This window comes from Sneathiella sp. (genome assembly GCF_041689005.1).
In the GTDB taxonomy this organism is placed as follows: domain Bacteria; phylum Pseudomonadota; class Alphaproteobacteria; order Sneathiellales; family Sneathiellaceae; genus Sneathiella.
This window is the reverse complement of sequence record NZ_JBDNHC010000106.1, coordinates 1-21,221: the sequence shown is the minus strand read 5'-3', so window position 1 is coordinate 21,221 and position 21,221 is coordinate 1. Positions and strand designations below refer to the sequence as shown.

Here is a 21,221-nt window from a genome sequence, read left to right as displayed (position 1 = left end):
GCTTCGTTAGGCGGCAGAGACGGATTGGCGCTCAGAGGCGCGTTGTTTCGTGCTCTCGGATTTCAGTTGTCCGCAGGCGGCCATGATATCGCGGCCCCGCGGCACACGGACCGGAGAGGAATAACCGGCGTCATTGACGATTTTGGCGAAGCGGTGAATGGCGTTGTTGCTGGAGCATTCATACTTGGTGCCGGGCCAGGGATTGAACGGGATCAGGTTGACCTTGGCCGGAATGTCTTTCAGCAACCGCACCAGTTCGCGGGCATCTGCCGGGCTGTCATTGATGCCGTCAAGCATGACATATTCGAAAGTGATTCGCCGCGCGTTATTGCTGCCCGGATATTCCTTGCAAGCCTGCAGCAGCTCTTCGAGCGGATAGCGTTTGTTGATGGGCACCAATGTGTCGCGCAGCTCATTATTGACCGCGTGCAGGGAAATGGCGAGATTAACGCCGAGGTCTGTTCCGCATTGACGAATTTTTGGCACAACGCCTGACGTCGAGAGGGTTATCCGCCGCTTTGACAGGGAAATACCTTCCCCGTCCATCATGATTTTAATCGCTTTGGCGACATTGTCATAGTTGAGCAGCGGCTCTCCCATGCCCATCATCACAATATTCGAGATCATTCGGTTGCCCTTGGGGCTTGGCCATTCATTGATGGTATCGCGGGCAACCAGTAACTGGGCAATGATCTCGCCTGCGGTCAGGTTGCGGACAAGTTTCATCGTGCCGGTATGGCAGAAACTGCAGGTCAGCGTGCAGCCGACCTGGCTGGACACGCAGAGGGCGCCGCGGTCCTCTTCAGGAATATGGACGCTTTCAACTTCCTGCCCATCAGGGAATTTCACTAGCCATTTGCGAGTACCATCAACGGATTCCTGCAATGAGGTAATTTCCGGCCGAGCGGCCGTAAAATTTTCAGGCAGGCGTGCGCGCATCTCCTTCGAGATTGAGGTCATGTCGTCAAAGTTGCTGGCACCCCGGTAATACAGCCAGTGAAATAATTGTCGCGCCCGCATTTTTGCAGGCTTCGCGCTCTCGCCGGCAGCCACCAGGGCGTCCGCAATCTCGTCGCGGGTAAGGCCGATCAGGCTCTTGCGGATGGCCAGCAATTCGGGCTGGCGATCCACGGCCTCGACATCTGGAAGCAAATGATCCATTGAACTTTCAATCTCGTGTAAAAAAGGGGCTTATACTCTTCGCAAGGGGGTCAAGTACAGCTTTTTCTAATCTGCCGATGCGCGGCAGTGAACCCCTGCAGGGAGTATGTATCGGTTGTCACAGTGCCGCGCTCTGACTTTCCCGTGACGACGAGTTTTGCCCCGCTGCGCATGGCGCGAACAAGTTTCTCGTCACTTTCATTCTCGGGGACCCAGGCGACATCATTATTTGTTGCCAGAACAAATGTGCTATTACCGACGGCGATATCGACTGTGGATTGGTCCTTGTAGGGATATCCGGCGATATGGCTAACTTCTTCCTTGGATTTAGATTGCGGGCGAAAGGTCACCATCAGATAAATATCGTCGCGATTGACATTCTGGGGCGTCGATTTGGTTGGCCGCGACAGCATATAGCAGACCTTATGCCCGTTCTCGACCCAGCTATAGGCGAGCCAATCCTTGAACGTTCCGAGAGCCCGGGGCTCCTTTTGCTGGGCCAGTGCCGGGCCCATACTGGAAAAAACTGCGAACGCCGCCAAAAAAACAGTTACGGAAAGTTTGAACATAAGAACAGAGTACCGGGGTTGTAACTTTATTTCCAGTCCCCGATTAATCGATTTTACCATATTTTGAGTCATTAAAAAAATTCACCTCGTCATCGCGTGTCGTTGTATCAGTCGATCCCTCGCCGTTTGATCGGTGCCCCCTGCACATGATCCGCCAGTGGGATGGGTTTGCCGAGCTCTCCGCTCGGGCGCTGGGCAAATCGACCATGGGTGACCACTCTGTCATACATAACAATTGCCCCTGCGGTTGCAACATTCAGACAGAACTTTGTCGGAATTTTGATGAAGTAGTCACATTTTTTCTGCATCTCCGGCGATAGCGAGCCGCGCTCGCGGCCCAGAACATAGGCGGCGGCGATGGGATGGAAGAAACTCGGAAGTTCAATGGCTTCGTCAAGAAGCTCAACACCGACGATCTTGCAGCCTTTCGGTAATTGCATCTCGTCCAATGTGCCATAATCATACCAGGGAATATTATTCGGCGCGACACTGGTGTCCGACCGCGCCTTCCGGACAGAGTATTCTGCCCCGATGGTGAAAACGAAGCTGGCCCCGAACGCATTTGCCGTGCGGAACAGGTTGCCCGCGTTCATGGGTTTGCTGATCCCTTCGACGCCAATGCCGAAATATCCGCGGGATATTGCCATTAAATTCCTACTCCCCCGATCAATTTACTGTTAAAAGTCGATCCTACCGAATACCAGACTTACGGATGAAAGCATGATTAAACATTCCTCCGGCGATTTCGCAAGGCTTCCTTTTACCGTGACGGTGACACGCGGCAACATGGTTGAAAGCCGTCATCAGGTCATCGCCGCCATATCGGATGCGAACGGGAAATATCTCAAAAGCTGGGGCGATATTGAAAGTCCGGTGTACTTACGCTCCGCCATCAAGCCACTGCAGGCATTGCAGCTTGTGGAAACCGGGGCGGCGGATGCGTTTAACGTGAGCGAGAAGGAATTGTCACTCGCCTGCGCCTCCCATACCGGTGAGCCACTCCATGTTGACGCGGTGCAGGCATGGCTGAGCCGTATGGGACTCTCGATCGACGATCTGGAGTGTGGGGTGCATTGGCCCACCTATGAAGTCGCCGGGCGCGCCCTCGCCGCCGCTGGCAAACAGCCGACGTCCGCCCATAATAATTGCTCCGGCAAGCACACAGGATTTCTCACGACAGCCCTTCATATGAAGGAGGGGACGAAAGGCTACATTAATCTCGCTCATCCGGTGCAGCAACGGATCATCAAGGTCCTTGAGGACTTCACCGGCATTGACCTCACCGATGCCCCAATCGGCATTGACGGCTGCTCCATTCCAACAATCGGGGTGCCGCTGGACAAGGCGGCGCTTGCCTTCGCACGTTTTGCCGATCCGTCCCGTCTGGACACGGATCGGGCGGCGGCCTGCCGGCGTATACAAAAGGCGATTTCCCATCATCCCGACATGATCGCCGGTTCTGACCGCCTTTGCACGGCGCTGAACGGCGTTGCCAAGGGTAAGGTTGTGGCCAAGGTCGGCGCGGAAGCCGTGTATCTGGCGGCGTTGCCGGATGAGGGCCTCGGTATTGCGATAAAGGCGCTTGATGGCACAACCCGGGCAGCGGAAGTCGCCCTTGGCGCGCTGCTGGATGATCTCGGCGTTCTCACCGATGATATGCATAAAGTTATCGATCCGTACGTACGGCCAGTATTGCGCAATCGAAATGATATCATTGTTGGTCATTTGCAGGCAGTCATCAGCGATGAGACGTCTACGTGATTGACGTTGCCTTTGGTTCGAGGGTAAGTATTCCCATCACAACAACAAGAAATAAAAATAGGAAGAATTATGAAAGCGCTTGTCTGTAAGGAATTTGGTGATCCCGATATTCTCGTCATGGAAGAGATTGAGGAGCCTAAAATTGTACCCGGAAAGGTCAAGATTGCGGTGCATTCTGTCGGCCTCAACTTTCCCGACACTTTGATTATTGCCGGAAAATACCAGGTTAAACCGCCGTTCCCTTTCTCACCGGGAATGGAATCCTCCGGTATCGTCACGGAAATCGGAGAGGGCGTTACGAATGTTGCGGTCGGGGACCGGGTCATGGCCAGTCACAGTATCGGCGGTTTCGCCGAATATGTTCTCGCACCCGAAAACAACACCTATAAAATCCCCGATAACATGCCATTTGATCAGGCAGCGGGATTTCCGGTCACCTACGGGACGACATATCACGCCCTTGTTGATCGGGGGAACATTCAGCCGGGCGAAGTTCTGCTGGTCCATGGTGCTGCTGGCGGCGTCGGCCTGAATGCGGTCGAACTCGGCAAGGCGCTTGGCGCCACGGTTATCGGTACAGTCGGGTCGGACGAGAAAATCGATATCGTGAAACAGTATGGCGCAAGCCATGTCATTAATTACTCGACCGAGAATATTAAGGATCGGGTGAAAGAGCTGACCGATGGCAAGGGCGCAGATGTTATTTATGATCCGGTTGGCGGAGATGCGTTTGACCAGTCAATTCGTTGTATCAACTGGAACGGAAGGCTTTTAGTCATCGGCTTCGCGTCGGGCCGTATCGCCGAGTTAAAAACAAATCTCGTGCTGCTGAAAGGCTGCTCGGTGGTCGGGGTTTTCTGGGGCGAATTCGGCCGGCGCAATCCGGCAAAAAACCGGGCTAATTTTATGGCGATGCTGGATATGGTAGAAGCAGGCACGCTTAAGCCGCATGTCTCCAGGCATTTTCCATTGGAAAAGGGAGCTGATGCCATGAAGGCGCTTCTGTCGCGTAAAACAACCGGCAAGATCATCATTACCGTTAAGGATTGATTTTCGATGGTAAAGGGGCGGGGGAAACGGGATCGGGCGGTTAAACGCCAGTATGAAAAATATCCCTATCCGCCCCGCAACCCCGCCGATGAGAAAAACCGCCTGATTGAGGGAAGCCCCAGTCACCTCGACGAGGTGAACCATTACTTGTTTGCGGGAAAGCGGGATTTTTCTGGACCCTTCCGTGCATTGGAGGCGGGGGGCGGAACCGGGGACGCGGCCATTATGCTGGCGCAGCACCTCGCGGATCGCGGTGATCAGAGCCATGTCCTGTATCTTGATCTGTCCGCCGCAAGCCGTGTCGTGGCGGAGGCGCGTGCGGAGGTACGGGGGCTGACAAATATCGAGTTTCGCACGGCCTCGCTGCTGGATCTACCGGACATGGGCCTCGCGCATTTTGACTATATCGATTGCTGCGGGGTCCTCCATCATCTTGAAGAGCCAGAGAAGGGCCTTGCCGCATTGACCGGATCCCTTGCTGAGGAAGGCGGAATGGGATTGATGGTCTATGCGACCCTGGGTCGGACCGGCGTTTATCCAGTACAGAAGGCACTGAAAGCGCTTGCGGGCGAGGATGATCCGGCGCAGCAGGTTGGGCTTGCCAAAGCGCTTCTGAAAGACCTTCCCAAAACCAATTGGCTTACAAAGAATGAGATGGTCGGCGATCATCGGCTCGGTGAGAACGCGGCGCTTTATGATCTCCTCCTCCATCCTCGCGACAGAAGTTATCTGGTTCCCGAGGTAGAGGCGCTTTTGGACGAGGCGGGTATGGAACTGGTCAGTTATATTGAACCGGTGCGGTATCGGCCTGAGATCTACCTGAAGGATAAGTTACTGATAAAACGGGCTCAGGGCCTTGGGCGGAGCCAGCAGGCGGCGCTCGCTGAAAATCTCTCGGGAGCCCTGAAAACACATACCTTCTATGCCAGAAAAAAAGATGGGACAGCCGCCGGAAGCGCGACATTCGAGCCCGACATGATCCCGATCCTGAAAGACCGGAATCCGGAGGTTCTGGCGAAGGCCTGTGCGGCGCATTCCACGTTGACCGTCAATTTTGATGGCGAGACGATGGCGGTTCCCGTGCCCGCAGGCACCGCGGAGTTTATCCGGTTGATTGATGGCCGACGATCCCTCCAGGGCATTCAGTCCGAACTGTCACTTCCCTGGCAGACGTTTCGCAGCCGGTATGCCCCAGCCTATAAAATGTTGAACGGGCTCAACCTGCTGTGGCTCAAGTCCTGATGAAGGCGGTTTATACGGGCGAGCGCAGGGCTGTATTGCATATTTAGGGCCTTGTGTTTGTTTGGGTTCAAATTATTCTGGGGTACTATGGTATTCTCGCGTCTTCCCTTTAAATCGTTTATGCAGGCCCCTGTCATTGTTCAGGCAATTATCCTTATGATAGCTGCCTGCCTTTTGCAGTCGATAATGGCTGGCTTGATCCGTTCTGTTGCCGACAGCGGCATGCCTATTTTTCAAGTGGTATTTCTCAGGAATGTGGCGGGATTGTTGTTTATTCTTCCCTGGCTGGCGAAAGTCGGGTTGCGGGGTCTGAAAACAAAACATATCGGACTTTATCTCGGGCGCGGAGTCTTCGGCTTTTTGTCGATGATCGGCTGGTTCTACGCCATCAGTGTTCTGCCGCTCGCAGATGCGGTCGCGCTGAATTTCACGGCACCGATTTTTGGCACAATTCTAGCCATTTTCATCCTGCATGAGGTCGTCGGTATGCGGCGCGGAATTGCGATGATCGTCGGCTTCGCGGGCGCTATGATCCTTCTGCGACCGGGCCTTGAAGAATTGAATCTCGGATCCTATGCGGCAATTTTTTCGGCGCTGGGTATGGCTGTTTCAATTACCTTCGTAAAATTGCTCTCGCGAACGGAAAGTACGCCGGCCATTGTCGCCTGGACCCAAATCCTGATATTGCCGATGTCCTTATTTCCGGCCCTGTTTGTCTGGGAGACGCCGACGCTTGACCAGATTATGACCATATTAGTTATCGGACTTCTCGCGACAGTTGGACATTTATGTTTTACCAAGGCCTATTCGTTGGCCGATGCCTCAGTGGTCATGCCGTTTGACTTTTTTCGTCTGATTTTTTCCGCCATCATCGGGTTCATATTCTTCATGCAGGTACCGGACGTCTATACCTATATTGGGGCAGCGGTTATTTTCTCTTCCTCCATCTATATCGCGATACGGGAATCGCGGCGGGCCTCGGCCGCGGCAAAGTCGGAGCTCCTTGCCCGAACAATAGCCGAGACGAGATCGGGACCGGTCGGATGAGTGTTAATACGCGTCAGGCGGCCTGGCTTAAACTCTGGAACGGGATTCCGGAAAATGGACAGGGTGCGCTCTGGATGTTGCTGGCTGGCCTGTTCTTCTCCCTCATGAGCATGGGAATCAAGTTTCTGGGTGCAGGAATGGACAGCTTCCAGATTGCCTTCCTGAGAACTTTTTTCGGTTTCCTGGTCATCTTGCCCCTCGCCCTACGGCACGGCATCCGCCCGCTGAAGACTAAGGTGATAAAACTCCATCTTGCGCGGGCGTTGGTGGGCGTTACCGGCATGCTGTCAATTTTTTATGCAATTACCCATCTGCCGCTCGCGGATGCTGTGGCTCTGACCTTCACCCGGCCGTTGTTCCTTATCCTGCTGGCGGTCCTGTTACTTGGAGAGAAGGTTCGCTGGCGCCGCTGGACCGCGACTGCCGTCGGGTTTCTCGGGGTTCTGGTTATGGCAAATTCACAGGGACAATTCGAGTTTGCCTCGGCGGTGGCACTTTTTGGGGCCCTGAATGTGGCGATGGTATCTGTCTTCCTGAAAAAGCTTAGCGCGACAGAGGGGGTGTTGACGATGATGTTTTACTTCGGACTGTTTTCAACACTTGTCTCGCTTGGGCCTGCTCTCGTGGTCTGGGTTCAGCCGAGCCTGCAGGATCTCCTCGTCCTTACCGGAGTTGCCGCTGTCGGGGCAGGGGCAAATTTCTGCACGATCCGGGCGTTTTCTGTTGGCGAAGCGACGGCGGTCTCGCCGTTTGATTATACCCGGCTGGTGTTCTCCGGAATTTTGGCCTATCTGTTTTTTTCGGAAATACCCGACCGCGGCATGATCATCGGTGCCTGTATTATCGTCGCGTCGAGCCTCTATATCGTTCGCCGTGAAGCCGGGATTGGAAAAAGGAAACCTCAAGTCCCGGATAGTTGACACCTATGGACTTGAGGGGGGGGGGAACTGATTGGCTAGAGGCTAACCACAAACTCCGCCTCTGTTGCGGCCTGCACTTCTTCGAGGGTGACGCCTTCGGCAAGTTCCACCAACTTCATAAGCGGTCCGCCGTTTTTCTCAAACTCGAACACGGCCATATCGGTGATTACCATATCAACGACACCGGTGCCAGTAAGCGGAAGGTTACAGGCCTTGAGTAGTTTTGGCTCGCCTTTTGCCGTATGTTCCATGACGATGATCACCTTCTTTACGCCCGCCACAAGATCCATGGCACCGCCCATGCCCTTGACCATTTTCCCCGGGATCATCCAGTTGGCGAGATCGCCGTTCTGGGCCACCTGCATGGCGCCCAGAATGGACAGGTTGATATGCCCGCCGCGGATCATGGCAAAGGAATCGGCGTTAGAAAAATAGCTGGTGGTTGGCAGTTCCGTTACGGTCTGCTTGCCCGCGTTGATCAGGTCGGCGTCTTCATCGCCCTCATAAGGGAAGGGACCCATGCCGAGCATGCCGTTTTCGCTTTGCAGCTGGATTTCCATGCCCTCGGGGATATAGTTGGAGACAAGGGTCGGGATGCCAATCCCGAGGTTTACATAGAAACCGTCTTTGAGTTCCTGGGCGGCGCGTTGCGCCATTTGTTCTCTGGTCCAAGCCATGTGATATTCCTCTCGCTGCTGGTCAGCCGACCTGTTTACGGGGACGGGTGGTGCGCTGTTCAATATGTTTGACGGGGTTGGCGACATGTACGATGCGTTGCACATAAATGCCCGGGACAACAATATGATCGGGATCTATCTCGCCGGCTTCGACCAAATGCTCAACCTCGACAACTGTTACTTTTCCGGCAGTTGCCATCATCGGGTTGAAATTCCGCGCGGTTTTGCGGAAAACGAGATTGCCTTCCTTGTCAGCCATATAGGCATGGACAAGGGCAACATCGGCCGTCAATCCACGCTCCATGACATAATCTTCACCGTCAAAATTCTTGACTTCCTTGCCTTCGCTAACCAGGGTGCCAACACCGGTTTTGGTGTAAAAGGCCGGAATGCCAGCGCCGCCCGCCCGGATTTGCTCCGCCAGGGTGCCTTGCGGTGTAAAGACAACTTTCAAATCGCCCGCGAGGAATTGTTGGGCGAAGAGCTTGTTTTCCCCGACATAGGAGGAGACCATGGTTGATATTTGCTTGCTTTCAAGCAGGATACCAAGACCGATTCCGTCAACGCCCGCGTTATTCGAGATAACCGTCAGGCCCTTTACGCCGGAGGCCTTGACTGCTTCGATAAGGGTTTCGGGGAGACCACATAGGCCAAACCCACCGGACATCAGGGTCATTCCGTCTTTCAGGAGCCCGTCAAGGGCCGCCGTCGCGTCCGAATATATTTTTCGATCACTCATCCATCATCTTCCTTATCCAGCTTGTTAACTGTCGTCGACTGACAAAATCTATATAACAAAAAATTGTTGCCGTGCACAATTTTCTGGAAAATAAGAAATGGAATTGCAGGGGACTGTCGTCCGATAAGATGCTCAGGCGTCTTCGGCGATCTCGGTTTCCTTCTTTAAAAAGGTCCGGGCTTTGACGCGATGGTCGTCATTGACGTATTTCTTGACCGTTGCCATGGCCGCCATCAGGACACTGGCGTCATCGGTAAACCCGACGCCCGCCAGAAAATCCGGGATGACATCAATGGGCATAATGAAATAGGCCAGCGCGCCGAACAGAACAGCTTTCACAAAGGCCGGGCTCTTGCTGTCAACAGCACAGTAAAAGCTGGCGGTGACGTCTTCCGAAAACGGGATCTTACCGATATTCTTACGCAGTTTGTGGCCAAACTCGCGCATCACAAGTCGTTTGTCGCTCTTCAGCTTTTCCTCATCGAACGCAGAGGTGTCATCTTCCGGTTTTTTACTCATTCTAACTATATGAGCCCCCCGGCGTGACTTTGCAAGAAGCCGGTTCTTCACATTTTAAGCCGGGCCGTGTATGCAGGAAGACGAAACGAACGGTCATCTTACAAAACTGGAGAAAAAGATGGATATTTCCGATAAAGCGGCAATTGTGACGGGCGGCGCGTCCGGGCTTGGAGGGGCAACCGCCAAAATGCTTGCGGCGGCGGGCGCCAAGGTTGCTATTTTCGACATGAACGAGGAGCTTGCCGAAAAGGTGGCTGCCGAAATTGGAGGTATCGCCTGCGTTGTCAATGTCGCCAATGATGAATCAGTTGAGGCCGCGTTTGCCAAGGCTCGCGCCGCTCACGGGTCGGCGCGAATTCTCATAAACTGTGCGGGTATTGGTCCTGCTGCCAAAACGGTTTCCAGCAGAGGCATGCACCCGCTGGACAAGTTCGAGCAAGTCATCGCCGTTAATCTGGTCGGCAGTTTCAATTGTATTCGCCGGGCGGCAAATGAAATGATCCTGCTCGATCCGATGGAGAGCGGTGAGCGCGGGGTTTGTATTAACACGGCCTCCGTTGCCGCCTATGACGGCCAGATCGGCCAGGCTGCCTATGCGGCGTCGAAGGGCGGCATCGTCGGGATGACATTGCCGATCGCCCGCGATCTGGCTTCGGTGGGCGTCAGGGTGATGACAATTGCCCCCGGGTTGTTCGAGACACCGCTGCTCAAAAGCCTGCCCGACGATGTTCAGGCGGCGCTCGGCGCCAGCGTACCCTTCCCGAGCCGCTTGGGGCAGCCTTCGGAATATGCCTCCCTTGCCCGGCAGATAATAGAGAACCAAATGCTGAACGGAGAGGTTATCCGGCTCGACGGGGCTATCCGCATGGCGCCTAAATAAGCTTGGCGGCGATTTTTTCCATAAATGTCGCAAGTTCGATATCCTTGTCACTCACGCCATTGACGTCGTGGGTGGCAAGGGTCACCTCGACCCGGTTATAAACATTGAACCATTCAGGGTGATGATCCATCTTTTCGGCCTTCAGCGCCACGCGCGTCATGAAGCCGAAGGCCTCGTTGAAATTCTTGAATTTATAGGCCTTGGCAATGGCCTCCCGGTTCGCGACCATTTGCCAGCCCTCCAACGATTCTAAGGCATTTTGGGTTTCTTCAGCACTGAGTTTCCGGGTCATATAGCTTCCTTCCTTGCCTCGGTTTCTGTGGTAGCCACCAGATACGGTTTTCGGCTATAAGCGTCTCCTGTCAGGGAATATGTCGCGGTCCGGACTGTCTGTCCAGTTGCCTACCGCCTTTATTTTTCAGACGATGAATTTTATATGAAAAGCATGGGTCGATGAAAAAAACCAGCGAGACAAGCCGCCAGTGGTGGCATGAGGAAACCGAAGGGGTGGGCTTCACCCATGCGCTAGACATGAAGCTGCTGCATTCAGAACAAAGCCCGTTTCAGAAAATCGAAATATTCGAGCATGATGTCTTTGGCCGTATCTTAACGCTGGATGATCTGGTGCAGGCCTCGCAGGCGGATGAGTTTATGTATCACGAGATGGCGGTTCATGTGCCTTTACTGGGTCGCAGGCGCGAGAACGCCGAGGTCCTGATTGTCGGCGGCGGGGACGGCGGGATCTTGCGGGAAACCCTGATCCATGATTTCGTCTCACGGGTGGTGATGGTCGAAATCGATGCGCGGGTGGTTGAGCTCTCGCGAGAATACCTCGCGATAAACGGTAATTATAATGACCCAAGGGTTGAACTCGTGATCGGCGACGCCGCTGAGTATATGAAGAACGCCCGCGCCCGCGGAGACAAATTCGATTTGATCATTCTCGATTTAAGCGAGCCTGTGGGGCCCTCCTCCAGTGTCTTTACGCTCGCCTTCTGTGAAGATTTCTCAGCTTGTATCAAGCCGGATGGAGTTGTGCTGGACAGCGACAGTATTTTCGTTGGCAAGGACCGGGCTTATTTCCTGCAGGAGTTATGTGGCGACAAGGATCAGAATCTGGTGTCGATCATGCAGGAACGAAAGCTTCTGCCGCACGTTGCCGGGTATCGGTCCATCGTTCAGCTGTATCCCGCCGCCGAATTCGGGTTTTTTCTCTATAGTTACGACGGCTATGACTATTCGGCGCCGGTTCTCGATCATACCGGGCGGCATTACAATGCTGCCCTTCATACCGCCTCTTTTGCCCTGCCGACCTGGTGGAAAGCCAATCTCGGCTTCTAGGGAACCTCCACGCCCATGACAGAAACTCAGTTGACGTTGGATTTTATTGGTGGGGCTGTCGGGTATCGACGTAAATTCGGCGGTGGGCGCGGACAGGCCCTGCCCAAGGCTTTGGGGTTTCGACCTGGAATTACGCCAATAATTGTCGACGCTACGGCCGGGCTTGGTCGCGATGCGTTTCTGCTGGCCTCACTGGGTGCAGAGGTGACACTGATTGAGCGCAACGAGGCAGTGCATGCCCTGCTTGCGGCGGCTTTGGAGCGGGCGGCGCTAGAAAACACGGACCTTGCCGCAATTGTCGCCCGGATGACCCTGATTGCGGGGGATGCCCGGGATATTTTGCCGCGCCTGAATCCCGAAACAGTACTGATCGATCCGATGCATCCACCACGAGGAAAGGCGGCCCTGGTAAAGAACGAGATGCGGCAATTGCGTGAACTGGTCGGGACGGATCAAGACTGCGCCGACTTGCTGGCGATCGCTCTTGCCGCTGCCCGAAAGCGGGTTGTCCTCAAATGGCCGCGCCGTGCCGCGCCAATAGCCGGGGTGCGGGCACCTTCCCATCAGATAGTCGGTAAATCCACCCGTTATGATGTCTTTATGCTTCCAGGTACGGTTGAAGGTCAAAGCTGATTTCCTCCTGATAGATTGCGGCGGAAGACGACAAATGACTGGAAAACAAGATGAAGCTGGTTACGGGGATGGTTCTGGTTTTGAAAAGGGCGTGGTCAATAAGGAAATTCCGCACACGCTCATAAGGGGACTTATGGACACGGGCCAGCGTGATATGGGGATGGAATCGCCTGTCATCAACGGTCGCCCCGACTGCTTCAATTGCCGTGACAATTTTTTTGTGCAGCAGGTTTATGGTGTCGATATTGCGCACGCCTGCCCATAGAATTCGTGGTCGCTTGTTGCTGCCAAAAACCCCGACACCTTCAATATCAATATGGAACGCGGGATGCTTTATCCTCCCGAGCGCAAGGGAAATATCCATCATCATCGGTGTTTGCACTTCGCCGATAAAGGCAAGGGTGACATGGGAATTCTCTGCTGCAATCCATCGGGCCTCGGGAATACCGCCACGCAGTATCGAAATACTGTCCTTAATCTCCTGCGGCAGGGCAATAGCAACGAAAAGGCGCATGAGAGATATCCTTTATCGACGGTCCGGGGCATACCTTATTCATTTATGAACTTGATAACATAGGGCAGCATGTTATCGACAATGATTTTCACTCCCTCGGCATTGGGGTGAATATAATCGCTTTGGTTCAACTCTGGAATTGCCGCCACATCCTGTAAAAAGAAGGGGTAATACCCGGTTTGATATTTTGCCGCAAGCTCAGGAAATATCCGGTCGAATTCAGCTGCGTAGTCCTTACCCATATTTGGCGGCGCCCGCATTCCCGTCAAAAAGACAGGAATATTTTTCTCGGCAATTTTTTTGAGAATCTGATCAAGGTTCGCACGTGTTACCGCCGGCGCGATTCCACGAAGGGCGTCGTTTGCCCCAAGCTCCAGCACGATAAAATCGGCGCCATCACCAACGGCCCAGTCGATGCGTTCGAGCCCGCCCGCCGTTGTGTCTCCGGACACCCCGGCATTCTCAACCGTGACATTGAGGCCCTTTTCCTGTAATGCGGCCTGCAATTGGGTGGGAAAGTCTTGTGCCGGGGGGAGGCCATATCCTGCTGTCAGGCTGTCACCGATGGCGACAATTCGGACCGGATCAGCAGCGTATGTCGCCCCGCAGAGCCAAAAAACCGCAACGGACACTGTAAAAAGATTGATTATGGCCGACCAGCAGCCATATGCAAATATCCGGTCCCGATGATTTCGCATAGGTTAAATCTTGCCCCAAAATCCGATTATCAAGTTAAACGATGTTCACCTTACACTTAAGTCGGATGCCGGCCCCGTCAATATCTTACGTGGTATAGATTTGACTGTACAGCCGGGGGAGACAGTTGGCATTGTCGGACCGTCCGGTTCCGGCAAGTCAACGCTGATGTCAATTATCGCCGGACTGGAAGCGCCAACCTCCGGCTCTGTCCTGATCGCTGGGGAGGCAATTGAAACCCTCGGCGAGGATGATCTGGCGCGCTTCCGGCGCGAAAATATCGGGATCGTCTTTCAGTCCTTTCACCTTATTCCGACGATGACGGCCCTCGAAAACGTCGCTATTCCGCTGGAACTTGCCGGACGCGCTGACGCATTTGCGGTTGCCGCCGAACGATTGGCGGCGGTTGGCCTCAAAGACCGGGCAAGTCATTATCCATCTCAATTATCCGGCGGTGAACAGCAGCGCGTGGCGCTTGCACGGGCACTCTGCACGAACCCGAAAATATTGCTGGCAGATGAGCCGACCGGAAATCTGGATGGGAAAACCGGCGATATCGTCATTGATCTCATGTTCAAGCTACATGCCGAGCTTGGAACGACGATGATCCTGATCACACATGATGATCAGCTTGCACAGAAATGCACGCATGTGATCCGGCTTGAGGATGGAAAGGTCGTCGCCCCGGTGCAAGCTGCGGAAATGGCGAAAACAGAGTGAATAGCGAGCGTAATCCTGAAACACTCGCGCTCGCGGCTAGATTCGCTCGGCGTGAATTGCGCGGCGGACTGAAGGGATTTCGGGTTTTCCTGGCCTGCCTGGTCCTCGGTGTTGCCGCCATTGCGGGCGTTGGCACGTTATCCTCCTCAATCACGACCGGACTTCGCGAAAATGGCCAGGTTATCCTCGGCGGTGATTTTGATATTCGCCTGACGCATCGGCCCGCGAGCGCCGAAGAGCAAAGCTGGCTGGAAGGCGAGGGGCGGGTTTCGCGCTTGTCTACTTTGCGGGCCATGGTTCCGTCGGTCAAAACCGATAAACGGACGTTGTCGGAGCTTAAGGCCATTGATGATTTTTATCCGCTCTTCGGTTCCTTGACGCTGACCTCTGGTAGTGGATCGCAAGCACCGCAGGTATTGCTCGCAAAACAAGACGGAAACTACGGCGCGCTCGTTGAGCAAAGCCTTGCGGATCGTCTGGGGTTTGACCTTGGCGATCAGCTTAGGTTGGGGGACTTAACGCTTGATGTGCGCGGAATCATTGCGACGGAGCCCGACAAGGCCTCGCAGGGCATGGCACTCGGGCCCAGAATGATTATCTCGCTCGACGCGCTTGAGGAAACCGGGCTGGTTCAGCCGGGTAGCCTGCTCCGCTATCATTACCGGGTCGCCTTGCAAGACGGTCTGTCGATCGCGGAGTTTCGCAGTGCCATTGACAAGGCCTTCCCCGACGCAGGGTGGAGAATACAGGATGCCAATAACGGTGCCCCCGGCATAAAACGATTCGTTGATCGTGTCGCCTTGTTCCTGACGCTTGTCGGGCTTACTGCTCTCGTCGTCGGTGGGGTCGGGGTCGGCAATGCGGTCCGGGCTTATCTGGACGGAAAAATAGCGACCATTGCGACGTTGAAATGTCTGGGCGCGAGCAGTGGCTTTATCTTTCGTGTTCATTATTTCCAGGTTCTCTTTCTGGCGATTGTGGGGTCGGCCATCGGCCTTGTCCTCGGTATCCTGGGGGCGATCATCGCCTCGGGATTTCTTGCCCGCGCCCTGCCAGTCCCGCCCGAGATCAGCTTGCAGGCCAGCCCGCTCCTTCTGGCGGCGGCCTATGGATTGCTGACGGCGACATTATTTTCGATCTGGCCGCTTGCAAGGGCGCGCGATACGCCGGCTGCGGCCCTGTTTCGGGATGTCGTGAGCCGGCATAAATGGCCGCGACCGATTTACCTTGGCGCGCTTGGTCTCAGTTTCGGGGCGCTGGTGTTCCTGGCAATTGCCACAAGCCGGGAAACATGGTTTGCCTTAGTTTTTGTCGGCTCTGTTATCGGCATTTTTGCGGGGCTTATGCTTGTGGGGCATGGCGTGCAATATTGCGCCCGAAAATTGCCGCGCCCTCGGGTGCCGACGCTACGGCTGGCAATCACCAACCTTTACCGGCCGGGTGCCGCCACCAAAAGCGTTATTCTCTCAATGGGGCTCGGCTTGACCCTGTTCGTCACCGTCGCCCTGATTGAGGGCAACCTGAGACATCAGGTGCAGGACCAATTGCCGGAAAGCGCCCCCGCGTTCTTTTTCATCGATATCCAGTCCAACCAGCTCGATGATTTTGTCAGCACGGCTGAATCGGTTCCCGGGGTAACAGACGTCTCCCATGTTCCCAACATGCGCGGGCGGATTACCGCAGTGAAGGGTATTTCCGCTGCGGACGTGACCGTCGCGCCGGAAGCAAAATGGGCGTTGCGCGGCGATCGCGGGCTCACCTATTCGGCAACACCACCCTCCGGCGCGGTCGTCGTTGACGGCGAATGGTGGCCTGAGGATTACAGCGGTCCGCCACTTGTCAGCATGGACCGGGGGGTTGCTCAGGGCATGGGTCTCAAGATTGGGGATCATCTGACGGTAAATGTCATGGGCCGGGAAATCGACGCCCAAATTTTCAATCTTCGGGAAATAGACTGGACGACGCTTGCCATCAATTTTGTTCTTGTGTTCGATCAAAACAGTCTGCGCGGCGCCCCTCATTCCGAACTTGCAACAGCAAGAGCAGATGGTCCGGCTGAGAACGAGCTATTCCGGGCCATCACCGACAAGTTCCCCAATATTTCAGTTATCCGGATGAAAGAAGCCTTGCAGACAGTCAGTAACATCCTTGAGCAGTTGTCGTCGGCTGTCTCGGCGGTCTCGTCAATTACACTGGTCGCCGGGGTCCTGGTTCTGGCCGGTGCGTTTGCCGCCGGGCACAGGAAACGGGTCTATGATGCGGTCATCCTGAAAGTTCTCGGGGCGACGCGAAAGGACATATTTGTTACGTTCCTGCTTGAATATGCCATGCTGGGCCTTGTGACATCGGTGATTGCGGCGGTCACTGGATGGCTATCCGCCTATCTAGTAGTGACACAGTTACTGGAGGCCAAATGGGTTAACTTGCCGCTGACGATTTTGGTAACTATTGCGGTGAGCGTTACCGTCGCTGTCTTGTTTGGGGTGGCGGGCTCCTGGCGGGCTCTTGGAGAGAAAATATCGCCGGTGCTGCGAAGGACGGATTAGACGGATATCTACAAAAAAAGCGGGCCACCAGAGAAAGTTTCCTTCCTTTAGTGGCCCGGTCTTGTGAGGCTATTAGGTTTCCGTCATTGCGGACGATTTATTAGCCTTTTGTCGCTGCATCATACTCTTCCTGTGACAGCTCACCATTCTGGTCGGCGTCAGCTGACTTGAAAGCATCCTGACTGGCGTCTGGCATTACGACGATCATTTCTTCGTAACTTACAGAGCCGTTACCATCTGTATCGACTGACTTGAAATCTGGTGTAGCGGCCAAAGCTGGCGCTGCTGCAAGAACCATTACTGCTGCGGCTGATAAAAGCATCTTTTTCATAACAAGTCTCCGTTCTAAATAGAGTTGGACGGGGTGTTAATCCGCCGAATCGCCAACCGTTTTACTTCTAGTCGAAATAAAACTCTTCGTTGGCGCTCGATTATTAATTTAGATACGGATTATGTCAGCAAGTAGCCGGGATTTTGACGAGATGAAGAAATAGTGCGTCAAACAGGTAACTGACTTTTATTTGCGGCGTTCCCACAACGATTTATACGTCGCACTCAGACTTGATCTGCTTTATTTTTTCATCCAGCTTTTTGTCATAGTCACCTGTCGCAATTTTTATACGGTTACCCTCTGTTCCTGTCACGACGCCTTCAATCAGGCTTATGGGAACGACAGCCAAAACACCGGCGCCGATCATTTTTCCGGTATAGGCTTTTTCACTTTCCAACGCCCTGATATCCCCTTCTGCGGTTGTGCAATTAACAGGTTTCTTCATATTTGCCGTCGCCTGTTTGTAAGTTTTCTTCTCCTTATCGATAGAGCTACAGCTTACGGTCAAGGATGCTATAATGAACATTGAGACGAGCATAAAATATTTCACGTGAATCACCTCGATATGGGTTTTCGAAAGACGTATTTTAAATGTCGGAATATTTTAGGCAACCGTTTGGATTGCGGTCAAGCAGAATATAATTCGTCTTATGGTTGATTGGGGGTAAGCTTGCCGCGGATTATTCCTCGATCGGAAGATAGGTTTGATGTTATACTTTTGAAAACGCAGAAAAAATTAACAATTTCGTAACGTCGATTTCGCTTGAAAATCCTGGAATAAAATACAATATCTAAACACGAACGTACTCCTTCAGAGGGAATTATAGATGGCAACAGACTTTTCAAAACTTAATACAGGACGCGCAGGTACTCGGGATCAGGCTGTTCTGGATGAGGGCCTGCGCAGCTATATGCTGAAGGTCTACAACTATATGGCGTCGGGATTGGCGCTGAGTGGGATTACAGCCGCACTCACGGCGTCAACGCCAGCGATATATAATGCTGTTTTCGGCACGCCGCTTCAGTGGGTCGTGATGCTGGCCCCACTCGGCCTGCTTTTCGGCATGATGCGCGCAAGCGCAAGCACGACAAAAGTTCTGTACTGGATCATGGTCGCGACATTCGGCGTCTCGATTTCCTTTATTTTTCAGGTATATACCGCAGAGAGCGTCGTCCGCGTCTTCTTTATCACCGCGGCAACCTTCGGGAGCGCGAGCCTTTATGGGTATGTGACTAAACGGGATCTGACGGGCTTTGGTAGCTTCCTGTTCATGGGTTTGATCGGGATCATTATTGCTTCCGTCGTCAATATCTTCATGCAGTCGACAATGATGCATTTCGTGGTCTCTGTTCTCGGCGTATTGATCTTCACCGGTCTGACAGCCTTCGATACTCAGCGGATTAAATCCCAGTATTATCATGGGCATAGTCAGGAGGTTCTGGAAAAGGGTGCTATTATGGGCGCGGTTTCCATGTATCTTAACTTCCTCAACCTATTCATGATGCTGATGAGCCTGCTTGGTAATCGCAACTAGACGTTATGTTCATCTGACTGAAAAACCCGGCTTTGTGCCGGGTTTTTTTGTTGTGCCTTAATTCCCAGATGCTAAACTTGGTTGTCTTCAAACAGCTCTGAAGCTCTAGATAACGGAACGGCACGATGCGCATACTAATTGCCATGATGAAACATGAAACGAATACCTTTTCGCCAATCGTGGCGGACTGGAAACGTTTCGAGGATTGGAGCGCGTATCTGGGGGCTGATGCGTTAAAGGCCTATGAGGGAACCGGCATGCCTTTCGGGGCCTATGTCGAACTTGCCCGCGCCGCGGGAGCGGAGATAATCACGCCGGTCGCAGCAGAGGCAATGCCGTCCGGGCGGGTGACCGAGGACGCCTATAATCGCATGGCAGAGCCTATCCTTGACGCGGTTCGCGGCGGTGTCGATGCCGCGTTGCTGGACCTGCATGGCGCCATGGTTGCCGAGCATACGGACGATGGGGAGGGGACATTGCTTGAAAAGATGCGTGAGATCGACCCCGATTTGCCAATTGCCGTTACCCTTGATTTGCATTGTAATCTGACCGACAGGATCATGAATAACTGCACGGCGCTGATCGGCTATAAAACCTATCCGCATGTGGATATGTATGAGGTTGGCAAGCAGATCGGGACAGTCTTGCTCGATAGCATGGCGGGCAAGGTTAAACCGGTGATGTCCTGGGGGAATACCCGGTTGTTGAGCCAGACCTTACGCCAGGGGACGGATGACGAGCCGATGGCAACCCTCATTCGCATGTGCCGCGAGGCGGAACGCGAGCCCGGTGTGCTTGCAGCGACGGCGTTCGGGGGGTTTGCGCTTGCTGATATTCATCAGGCCGGAAACTCGGTTATTGTCGTCACCGATGGCGACAAGGCGAAGGCCGACGGGGTGAGGGACCGTATCCTTGCCAAGGCCTGGGACCTTCGCGAGGATTTCATCTTCAAACATACCCCGCTGGCAGATCAGGTGGCCGAAGCTAAAACCATGACGGAGGGCCCGATACTGCTGCTCGATCACGCAGATAACTGTGGATCAGGGGCCACGCAGGACGTGATGACAGTTATCGAGGAAGTTTTGCGGCAGGGATTGGAAGATGTTGCCGTGGCCGCAGTCTGGGATCCCGCGGCGGTTCAGGAAATGCAGAAAGCGGGTGTTGGCGAGACGATAACGCTTAAACTCGGCGGTAAGACCGATATGCCCTCCATCGGCGAGGTCGGAGAACCCCTGACCGTGACCGGAACGGTTAAGGCGCTGACCAACGGCGAATGGACCGTACGCGGGCCGATGTATACGGGCGTCAAGGTTTCCATGGGGCCAACGGCCGTTCTCGATACTGGAAATATGGAGATCGTCATCGTCTCTCATCATCATGAGCCCTGGGATGTTGGGGTTTTTACGTCAGTCGGGATACAGCCACAATATAAACGCTACCTGATACTGAAAAGCCGCATTCACTATCGTGCCGGTTTTGCCGCGCTCGGTAAGGCGACGCTGACGCTGGACGGTAAGGGTGTCACGACCTCTGACAACAACCTGCTCCGTTACGAAAATGTTCGCCGTCCTATTTACCCGCTTGATCTGATCAATGAGGCATAATCGATGCGTGACGATGCATTTGGAAATCCGGTAACCACAAATTCCGCCAAAACCATTGAGGCAATCAATGCGTTTGCCGACAGCTACATCGGCTTCGGGACAAACTTCGCGCCCATTTTCGAAGCGGCGGACGAGGACCCCGAGTGCGCGCTCGCCGCGGCCTATGCGACAATGCTGGGTTTGTTCCTTGAAACCCCGGACCGACTTGATATTTCGGAAAAATACTTCCGGCAGGCAAAGGCCGCGATGTCGAAAGCGACAGAGGGTGAAAAGCTTCTTATCTCGGTCGCCCTCCACATTCATGACAACGAGATTGAAAAGGCGCTGGCGACATTGCGCACCCTCGCTGTGGAATATCCCGGTGACCTGTTCGCGGCAAAGCTCGGCCAGAATATGTTTTTCACGATCGGGGATGATCATACCATGTTGTGGTTTGCCGATCAGGTTATTGATCGGCACAAAAACTGTGCCTATGCCTATGGCATGCGCGCCTTCGGCCGTGAGCAGACCAGCCAGTTACAATTAGCGGAAGAGGACGGCAGGCGGGCAACTGAAATGCAGCGCAAGGAGCCTTGGGCCCATCACGCGGTCGCCCATGTCATGCTGACGCAGGGACGGCTTGATGAGGGGATCAAGTGGATGCAGGGGCTGTCCGACGAATGGGAGGATCGCAACAGCTTCATGCTGACGCATAACTGGTGGCATCAGTCCCTGTTTTATCTGGAGCAGGAGGATT

The 21,221-nt window shown here is 54.1% G+C and carries 22 protein-coding genes and 2 pseudogenes; 13 read left to right on the top strand and 11 right to left on the bottom strand.

The window, feature by feature from the left end; genetic code table 11:
• Nucleotides 1-6 precede the first annotated feature (6 nt).
• From rlmN to ACESNI_RS12385, 3 genes are all read right to left on the bottom strand, one after another.
• The gene (rlmN, locus tag ACESNI_RS12395; RefSeq protein WP_373087175.1) at nt 7-1,161 is read right to left on the bottom strand and encodes a 23S rRNA (adenine(2503)-C(2))-methyltransferase RlmN; all 1,155 of its coding nucleotides are present in this window, start codon (nt 1,159-1,161) and stop codon (nt 7-9) included.
• Between the two features lie 50 nt (nt 1,162-1,211).
• Nucleotides 1,212-1,730, bottom strand: a complete 519-nt coding sequence (locus tag ACESNI_RS12390; protein ID WP_373087172.1) for an invasion associated locus B family protein — start codon at nt 1,728-1,730, stop codon at nt 1,212-1,214.
• A 107-nt stretch (nt 1,731-1,837) separates the two neighbouring features.
• Nucleotides 1,838-2,377: an RNA methyltransferase gene (locus ACESNI_RS12385; RefSeq protein WP_373087169.1), complete on the bottom strand. Its 540-nt coding sequence runs from the start codon at nt 2,375-2,377 to the stop codon at nt 1,838-1,840.
• Between the two features lie 73 nt (nt 2,378-2,450).
• Between ACESNI_RS12385 and ACESNI_RS12380 the strand changes: the two genes are divergently transcribed.
• The 5 genes from ACESNI_RS12380 to ACESNI_RS12360 all read left to right on the top strand — a co-directional run bounded on the left by ACESNI_RS12380 (nt 2,451) and on the right by ACESNI_RS12360 (nt 7,750).
• The gene (locus ACESNI_RS12380) at nt 2,451-3,491 is read left to right on the top strand and encodes an asparaginase (RefSeq protein WP_373087166.1); all 1,041 of its coding nucleotides are present in this window, start codon (nt 2,451-2,453) and stop codon (nt 3,489-3,491) included.
• Nucleotides 3,492-3,560: 69 nt separating this feature from the next.
• Entirely contained in the window at nt 3,561-4,541 is a 981-nt protein-coding gene (locus tag ACESNI_RS12375) for an NADPH:quinone oxidoreductase family protein (RefSeq protein ID WP_373087163.1), read from the top strand.
• A 6-nt stretch (nt 4,542-4,547) separates the two neighbouring features.
• Complete coding sequence (locus ACESNI_RS12370) at nt 4,548-5,783, top strand: class I SAM-dependent methyltransferase (RefSeq protein ID WP_373087161.1); 1,236 nt, start codon at nt 4,548-4,550, stop codon at nt 5,781-5,783.
• 87 nt (nt 5,784-5,870) lie between these two features.
• Nucleotides 5,871-6,830 (top strand): DMT family transporter, encoded by a 960-nt coding sequence (locus tag ACESNI_RS12365; protein ID WP_373087158.1) that lies wholly within the window; start codon nt 5,871-5,873, stop codon nt 6,828-6,830.
• Nucleotides 6,827-7,750 carry a DMT family transporter gene (locus ACESNI_RS12360; RefSeq protein WP_373087156.1) on the top strand — a complete coding sequence of 308 codons (924 nt, stop codon included), beginning with the start codon at nt 6,827-6,829 and terminating at the stop codon, nt 7,748-7,750. The genes ACESNI_RS12365 and ACESNI_RS12360 overlap by 4 nt, the downstream gene beginning before the upstream one ends.
• Before the next feature lie 35 nt (nt 7,751-7,785).
• Here ACESNI_RS12360 and ACESNI_RS12355 read toward each other — a convergent pair whose 3' ends face one another.
• The 3 genes from ACESNI_RS12355 to ACESNI_RS12345 all read right to left on the bottom strand — a co-directional run bounded on the left by ACESNI_RS12355 (nt 7,786) and on the right by ACESNI_RS12345 (nt 9,685).
• Entirely contained in the window at nt 7,786-8,427 is a 642-nt protein-coding gene (locus ACESNI_RS12355; RefSeq protein ID WP_373087153.1) for a CoA transferase subunit B, read from the bottom strand.
• A gap of 22 nt (nt 8,428-8,449) precedes the next feature.
• Nucleotides 8,450-9,166 (bottom strand): CoA transferase subunit A, encoded by a 717-nt coding sequence (locus ACESNI_RS12350; protein ID WP_373087150.1) that lies wholly within the window; start codon nt 9,164-9,166, stop codon nt 8,450-8,452.
• 132 nt (nt 9,167-9,298) lie between these two features.
• Entirely contained in the window at nt 9,299-9,685 is a 387-nt protein-coding gene (locus ACESNI_RS12345) for a YkvA family protein (protein ID WP_373087147.1), read from the bottom strand.
• A 118-nt stretch (nt 9,686-9,803) separates the two neighbouring features.
• Here ACESNI_RS12345 and ACESNI_RS12340 point away from each other — a divergent pair, with 118 nt between their 5' ends.
• Nucleotides 9,804-10,565 carry an SDR family NAD(P)-dependent oxidoreductase gene (locus tag ACESNI_RS12340; RefSeq protein ID WP_373087332.1) on the top strand — a complete coding sequence of 254 codons (762 nt, stop codon included), beginning with the start codon at nt 9,804-9,806 and terminating at the stop codon, nt 10,563-10,565.
• Here ACESNI_RS12340 and ACESNI_RS12335 read toward each other — a convergent pair.
• Nucleotides 10,558-10,866, bottom strand: a pseudogene (locus ACESNI_RS12335) (4a-hydroxytetrahydrobiopterin dehydratase); the annotation flags it as partial. The gene ACESNI_RS12340 and the pseudogene ACESNI_RS12335 sit on opposite strands and share 8 nt — an antisense overlap.
• 152 nt (nt 10,867-11,018) lie before the next feature.
• Between ACESNI_RS12335 and ACESNI_RS12330 the strand changes: the two are divergent.
• Nucleotides 11,019-11,906 carry a polyamine aminopropyltransferase gene (locus ACESNI_RS12330; RefSeq protein WP_373087144.1) on the top strand — a complete coding sequence of 296 codons (888 nt, stop codon included), beginning with the start codon at nt 11,019-11,021 and terminating at the stop codon, nt 11,904-11,906.
• Nucleotides 11,907-11,921: 15 nt separating this feature from the next.
• Nucleotides 11,922-12,539 (top strand): class I SAM-dependent methyltransferase, encoded by a 618-nt coding sequence (locus tag ACESNI_RS12325; protein WP_373087142.1) that lies wholly within the window; start codon nt 11,922-11,924, stop codon nt 12,537-12,539.
• Here the strand turns inward: ACESNI_RS12325 and thpR are convergent.
• Together thpR and ACESNI_RS12315 are read right to left on the bottom strand one after the other, a co-directional pair.
• Nucleotides 12,505-13,053, bottom strand: coding sequence for an RNA 2',3'-cyclic phosphodiesterase (gene thpR, locus ACESNI_RS12320; protein ID WP_373087139.1), 549 nt, complete (start codon nt 13,051-13,053; stop codon nt 12,505-12,507). The two genes, ACESNI_RS12325 and thpR, sit on opposite strands and share 35 nt — an antisense overlap.
• 35 nt (nt 13,054-13,088) lie before the next feature.
• The gene (locus tag ACESNI_RS12315; RefSeq protein ID WP_373087136.1) at nt 13,089-13,751 is read right to left on the bottom strand and encodes an arylesterase; all 663 of its coding nucleotides are present in this window, start codon (nt 13,749-13,751) and stop codon (nt 13,089-13,091) included.
• A gap of 10 nt (nt 13,752-13,761) precedes the next feature.
• Between ACESNI_RS12315 and ACESNI_RS12310 the strand changes: the two genes are divergently transcribed.
• Together ACESNI_RS12310 and ACESNI_RS12305 are read left to right on the top strand one after the other, a co-directional pair.
• Nucleotides 13,762-14,469 (top strand): ABC transporter ATP-binding protein, encoded by a 708-nt coding sequence (locus tag ACESNI_RS12310; protein ID WP_373087134.1) that lies wholly within the window; start codon nt 13,762-13,764, stop codon nt 14,467-14,469.
• Complete coding sequence (locus tag ACESNI_RS12305; protein ID WP_373087132.1) at nt 14,466-17,015, top strand: ABC transporter permease; 2,550 nt, start codon at nt 14,466-14,468, stop codon at nt 17,013-17,015. The genes ACESNI_RS12310 and ACESNI_RS12305 overlap by 4 nt, the downstream gene beginning before the upstream one ends.
• A gap of 100 nt (nt 17,016-17,115) precedes the next feature.
• On the opposite strand, the gene ACESNI_RS12300 is transcribed toward ACESNI_RS12305, so the two are convergent.
• Nucleotides 17,116-17,346, bottom strand: coding sequence for an EF-hand domain-containing protein (locus ACESNI_RS12300; protein ID WP_373087130.1), 231 nt, complete (start codon nt 17,344-17,346; stop codon nt 17,116-17,118).
• A gap of 211 nt (nt 17,347-17,557) precedes the next feature.
• Entirely contained in the window at nt 17,558-17,791 is a 234-nt protein-coding gene (locus tag ACESNI_RS12295) for a hypothetical protein (RefSeq protein ID WP_373087128.1), read from the bottom strand.
• Nucleotides 17,792-18,173: 382 nt separating this feature from the next.
• Between ACESNI_RS12295 and ACESNI_RS12290 the strand changes: the two genes are divergently transcribed.
• From ACESNI_RS12290 to ACESNI_RS12280, 3 genes and pseudogenes are all read left to right on the top strand, one after another.
• The gene (locus ACESNI_RS12290) at nt 18,174-18,881 is read left to right on the top strand and encodes a Bax inhibitor-1/YccA family protein (protein WP_373087126.1); all 708 of its coding nucleotides are present in this window, start codon (nt 18,174-18,176) and stop codon (nt 18,879-18,881) included.
• 125 nt (nt 18,882-19,006) lie between these two features.
• The gene (locus tag ACESNI_RS12285) at nt 19,007-20,485 is read left to right on the top strand and encodes a M81 family metallopeptidase (protein ID WP_373087124.1); all 1,479 of its coding nucleotides are present in this window, start codon (nt 19,007-19,009) and stop codon (nt 20,483-20,485) included.
• A 3-nt stretch (nt 20,486-20,488) separates the two neighbouring features.
• Nucleotides 20,489-21,221, top strand: a pseudogene (locus ACESNI_RS12280) (tetratricopeptide repeat protein); the annotation flags it as partial.